We start from the raw sequence: 1,468 nt of genomic DNA, 5'->3' as shown, positions 1-1,468 counted from the left end.
TTTGTAGGAGCAGTGCTCATTCCACATCGCCGAGAAGATGCCGAGTTCGGTGAAGCTCGGCTCGCGCCCGACGAGGTCGAGAATGCGCTGATACTCGTCGGGCTTGAGCCCGTGTGAGGCAATGAGCTCGGGGGTGATCGGCACGGAATTGGAAATGGTCATGGGCGGCGATTTTTATCCGGGACGTTGGGATTTTGAGTCCCGTCTTATCGCAAGCCTTGCGGCCGATACACCCATGGATTGACGAAAAACGACGGAAAACCGGACAAAGCCACGCAGTGTCAGGAGAAGCTGTCGTAGCCGGCGCGGCCTTCATCGAGAAGTCGCCGGATCACCGCAACGCCTTCAGCGATATCCCCGCGCTGTCTCGGCTGCGAAACGCCGAAGCGGACGCCATGGAAAACCTGCTCGGAACGGCCGGCCTTGAATTCGTCCTCGTCGTCGATCAGCACGCCGTGCTCCAGGCAAGCGTTCTTGAAGGTGCCGGAAAGCCAGGGGTCGGGCAGGGTCAGCCAGACAAAGGGCACCCTGTCATGCGACTTGAAGGCGAAGCCGGCCAAAGTCTCGCGTACGATGGCGATGCGGGCGCTGATTTCGGCGATGCTGCGCTTTCGTATCTCATCCGCCTGACCGGACAGCACCAGCCTTGTATTCACCTCCGCCAGCAGGAAGGGCATGCCGCCGGTCATCATCTTGTGGGCGACGCGGATGCGGTGGCGGTAGGCGGGCGGGCAGGAAAGCCAGCCGCCGCGCACACCGGCTGCGACCGACTTCGACAGGCCGCCCGCGACAATGGTCCTCTCAGGAGCATATTCGGCCAGCAACGGCGTCGGATCATCGGTCAGATTGCCATAGAGGTCGTCCTCGATGAGGACGACATTGTATTCGCGTGCGACATGGGCGATCGCTTCGCGGCGCGCCGCCGACAAGGTGGCCAGCGTCGGATTCTGCGCCGTCGGCATCAGGAAGATCATCTTGGGATGCTTTTGCGCGCAGACGCGCTCGAAATCCTGCGGATCGATGCCTTCATCGTCCGATGCCACCAACGCGGTGCGCCTGCCGATCAAGCCGGCACTGCGGGAAACCTGCGAGTAGGTGAGGTGCTCGAAGGCAACATAGTCGCCAGGCATGGTGAGCGCCGCGATCGCCGCCATCACCGCCGCATGGGTGCCGAGCGTGGGAACGATGGTGTCGGCATCCGGGCGAAAGGAATTGCGCGCCAACCAGCGGGCGCCGGCTTCGTACCATCGTTCGGGGAAATCCCTGGTGTAGCTCGAAATCTCATGCGGATGGTCCTGCGCCGTGCGCGACAGGACACCGGCGACAATGTCGCCCTGGCCGATATCAGGTGCTGCGGTGCTGTCGAAACGCAGCTTGCCTTTAGGCGCATCGATATAGCGCGTGCCTTCGCCGCCGACGTCCGGAGCCGGAAAATCCGGCTTCGCGCGCTGGCCGAGCACATAGGTTC

General features: G+C 62.7%; 2 protein-coding genes. Both read right to left on the bottom strand.

Annotated elements, in window-relative coordinates; translation table 11 throughout:
- A partial coding sequence (locus EN949_RS36080) for a hypothetical protein (RefSeq protein WP_164782677.1) occupies nt 1–162 on the bottom strand: 162 nt, incomplete at its 3' end.
- A gap of 119 nt (nt 163–281) precedes the next feature.
- Nucleotides 282–1,468, bottom strand: a 1,187-nt coding sequence (locus EN949_RS35195; RefSeq protein ID WP_164782676.1) for a PLP-dependent aminotransferase family protein, incomplete at its 5' end; no start/stop codon positions are given.

Source organism: Mesorhizobium sp. M7A.F.Ca.US.007.01.2.1 (genome assembly GCF_003998165.1).
GTDB lineage: Bacteria > Pseudomonadota > Alphaproteobacteria > Rhizobiales > Rhizobiaceae > Mesorhizobium > Mesorhizobium ciceri.
The sequence above is the reverse complement of the archived record's forward strand: the minus strand, read 5'-3'. Positions and strand labels throughout refer to the sequence as shown.